This is a genomic window from Rhizobacter sp. P3_B12 (genome assembly GCF_056402895.1).
The window spans coordinates 1-3,546 of sequence record NZ_JBFUGN010000649.1 but is presented as its reverse complement, the minus strand read 5'-3'; the positions used below and the strand labels follow the sequence as shown (position 1 = coordinate 3,546).

Sequence of the window (3,546 nt, the reverse complement as noted above, 5' to 3'; positions counted from 1 at the left end):
GAGTCAACCCGAATGGTATGGCCGCATTTTTCTCCAAAGGGGAGTGCCTGATGAAACTTGGAGAGTTCAAAGCCGCTGAGGCAATCTTTCAAGAAGGTCAGAGCCGCTTCCCCGAACAACGAGCGACATTTACGAAGTTCTTGGAACAGGTACGCACTCTACGAAAAAACGGCTAACCCTTCCACCGCGAGGAAGTTGCTCGGCAAGCCGGTCATCGGTTCTCAGGCCAATCGTTGAGCGGCCGCTTTCTGGAGCCCCGCTTAGCCTGACCCAACTTCCGCTTTGGGTCGAGAGTTCCAGTTCGCGTGCCCGCACAGCGGACGTTCAACCGGACCTCGCCTCGATTGGGGCACGGCGCATTGACGATGTGTCCCTTCTGCCGCGAAACTCGACCGATCTCTTGGCTACCTCCGGCGCCCTGCAGTGCCCGCATCGAGGCAGCAAGCGGGCGGTCGATAGATCCAGGCGACAGACCGCAGCCGCTGCGGAGCAGCCCTTCGCTGCCCATGCTCTTGGCACTTGCCGCTACCCTGTCGAATCGGTATCCCGCAATGACGGTACGCGCGACGGCATTCCCTGCTTTCGCGAGGTGCTGGTCACCTCTGTACAGAGGGAGGCGGCGTACGGATTGATCATCGAGTGGGAGTGATTCGCGGCGGATCGGAGCGGTCTTCGACTGTTCGCGATTCGTTGGATTCTGAGCCGCCAGGCGCGCATCAGCTTGCCAGCGTCGCCGGCAGCAGGCGTTCGTATTCGCGCTTGACCACCGCATAGCACTCGCAGGTGCGCTGCTCCAGGCGCGGGCGGTCGATCACCGTGATGCGGCCGCGCCGGTAGCGGATCAGTCCGTCCGCCTGCAGGTGCCCCGCGGCCTCGGTGACGCCTTCGCGCCGCACGCCCAGCATGTTGGCGATCAGCTCCTGTGTCATCACCAGGTCATTGGACTTCAGCCGGTCCAGGCTGAGCAGCAGCCAGCGGCACAGCTGCTGGTCCAGCGAATGGTGGCGGTTGCACACCGCCGTCTGTGCCATCTGCGTGATCAGCGCTTGCGTGTAGCGCAGCAGCAGGTGCAGCACCGGGCCGGCTCGGTTGAACTCCTGCAGCATCAAGTTCGCGTTCAGCCGGTAGCCGAGCCCCGAGCTCTGCACCACCGCATGGCTGGGCGTCGAGCCCCCGCCCATGAAGAGCGAGACGCCGACCAGGCCCTCCGGCCCGACGATCGCGATCTCGGCCGAGGCGCCGTTCTCCAGCACGTACAGCAGCGAGACGATGGCGGTGGTGGGGAAGTAGACGTGGCTCAGGCGGCTGCCGGGTTCGTAGAGCACCTTGCCCAGCGGCATTTCGACGGATTCCAGCTGGGGCTGCCAGCGTGCCCACGCGGCCTCAGGCAACGCCGCGAGCAACTGGTTCAGTCGGGGGTCGCCTGCTGCATCCATCCGCTGCTCCGCTTCGGTTCGATCCGCGCGCCCGCCGGGGTGGCGGGCAGGGCAGGTGTTGGCGGGTCAAGCTGCAACCGGATCGAGGACGCCCGAGCCACTCGGGCGCACACGTCGCCTCGGGCAGTATAAGCACGGACCGTGGCGCGCATCCCGCACGCGCTATGCGCGCCATCGCACCGACGTCCCGGCCGCCGCCGTGCAGGCTGCAGTGACTCGATCCACTTCAAGCGCGACGCGGTCCGCCGCATCCAGGAGGCACCATGCCCAAGCGACTTCCCGAACGGGGCTACAGCAGCTACGCGGCCGCCGAGAACGCCTTCATCGCCGAGGGCGGGCACCTCGACCACCGCGCGGACCCGGACGAGCCCCTGGACGAACGCCCGGGCGAAGCCGAACCGTCCGAACGCACGCGTCTGATGGCGCAGTTCGCGATTCGCTACGACGGCAACCACTACAAGTGCAATGGCTTCCGCTACGTCCACCTGGGCGACGCGGTCAACTACGCGCGGTTGGTCTGTGCGCGCGAGGCCGATCAGGTGCGCCAGCGCGAGAGCGCGCACCCGGGCATCGACACGCCCAGCGACGCGGAGCGCAGCACCATGGCGGCGCTTGCGATCTCATGCAAGGACGGTGTCTATTCGTTCGCTGGCTTCGACTACCACCATCTCAGCGACGCGGTGCACTTCGCGACGCTGGCGCATGGCTCGGACGGGCAGGACCATCCCGGCTGAATCACTGCGCCGCCGCAACGGCGGCCATCGCGTTCGCTTCCGCCGTTGCGTCGGTCCGCAGCGGCAGCCTCACCGCGAAGCGGCTGCCACGTCCGAGCCCGTCGCTGTGCGCTTCGACGTTGCCGCCATGTGCCTGCACCAACTCGCGCACCACCGCCAGTCCGATCCCCATCCCACCGCGCCGAAGCGGTGCCAGGTCGTCCGCCTGCGTGAACAGGTCGAACACGTGCGGCAGTGTCCGCGACGACATGCCGGCGCCGTTGTCCAGCACCGTCACGACGGCGGTCTCGCCGTGCGCGGCCAGTGACAACAGGATCTCACCGCCGGACGGCGTGTACTTCGAGGCGTTGTCCAGCAGGTTGCCGATCACCTGCGCCAAGCGCAGCGCATCGCCTTCCACTTCGACCGGGGCTGCCGGCAATGCAAGCTGCAGCTTTTGCTGGCGTGCCACCAAGGAGGGGCGGAAGGACTCGGCCACGCCGGCCAGCAGGGCCACCATCTCGACGGCGGCGGGGTCGAGGTGGAACTTGCCGGTGCCGGCGCGCGAGCCGTCGAGCAGATCGTCCACCAGCCGCGCCAGGTGGGTCACCTGGCGTGTGATGACGCCCTGCAGCCGGATGAGGGCCGCCTCGTTCGTGCGTGCACCGAGCATCAACGCCGCAGCATTGTGGATCGGCGCCAGCGGATTGCGCAGCTCGTGCGCCACCACCGCGAAGCGCTGGACCTGGCGTCGTTGCGCTTCGCTTGACCGCACCAACGCGTCCTGCGCGGCGAGCGCCGAAATCACCAACTGCTCGTTCACGTCGACCAGGTTCGGCGGCTGCGGCTGCGGCTGCAGGGACGGGGCGTCCGCTTGCGACTCAGCGGCGTCAGCTTGACGATGGAACACGAAGCGCGCGCCACCGCTCCGCTTCGCGCGGTACATCGCTGCATCGGCCAACGAGATCAACGCAGGCCCGTTGGCGGCATCGTCCGGCCACAGTGCGATGCCGACGCTGGCCGACACGTTCAGGCACCGCCCGCCCACTTCGGCCGGTTCTGCCAGCGCAGTCAGCAGCTTGCCGGCGATCAGTGCCGCGTCGTTGGACTGCCCCAGCTCGGGCAGCAGCAGGACGAACTCGTCGCCGCCATAGCGACTCACGGTGTCCGATTCGCGCACCACCGATTCCAGCCGGCGTGCCACCAGCGTCAGCACGTCGTCGCCGACGGCGTGGCCGAGTTGGTCATTGATCGGCTTGAAGTGATCGATGTCGAGGAACAGCACTGCCAAGAGCGCAGTGCGTCGGCGCGCCTGCGCAATGGCCCCTTCGAGGCGATCCATCAGCAGCGTGCGATTGGGCACGCCGGTGAGCGCATCGCGTTGCGCCTGCTGCGAC

The 3,546-nt window shown here is 67.2% G+C and carries 3 protein-coding genes; 1 reads left to right on the top strand and 2 read right to left on the bottom strand.

Annotated features, from left to right (window positions below; genetic code table 11):
• Positions 1-716: 716 nt before the first annotated feature.
• On the bottom strand, positions 717-1,436 hold the full coding sequence (locus AC1D01_RS25450) for a Crp/Fnr family transcriptional regulator (protein ID WP_477871317.1): 720 nt from the start codon (positions 1,434-1,436) through the stop codon (positions 717-719).
• A gap of 263 nt (positions 1,437-1,699) precedes the next feature.
• On the opposite strand from AC1D01_RS25450, the gene AC1D01_RS25445 reads away from it, so the two are divergent.
• A complete protein-coding gene (locus AC1D01_RS25445) occupies positions 1,700-2,170 on the top strand; it encodes a hypothetical protein (RefSeq protein ID WP_477871315.1) in 471 nt (156 codons plus the stop codon).
• Position 2,171: 1 nt separating this feature from the next.
• Here the strand turns inward: AC1D01_RS25445 and AC1D01_RS25440 are convergent.
• A partial coding sequence (locus AC1D01_RS25440) for a sensor histidine kinase (protein ID WP_477871313.1) occupies positions 2,172-3,546 on the bottom strand: 1,375 nt, incomplete at its 5' end.

Excerpts from the sequence above, each read along its gene's own strand:
- AC1D01_RS25450 (WP_477871317.1), bottom strand. The coding sequence starts at position 1,436 with ATGGATGCAGCAGGCGACCCCCGACTGAACCAGTTGCTCGCGGCGTTG.
- AC1D01_RS25445 (WP_477871315.1), top strand. The coding sequence starts at position 1,700 with ATGCCCAAGCGACTTCCCGAACGGGGCTACAGCAGCTACGCGGCCGCC.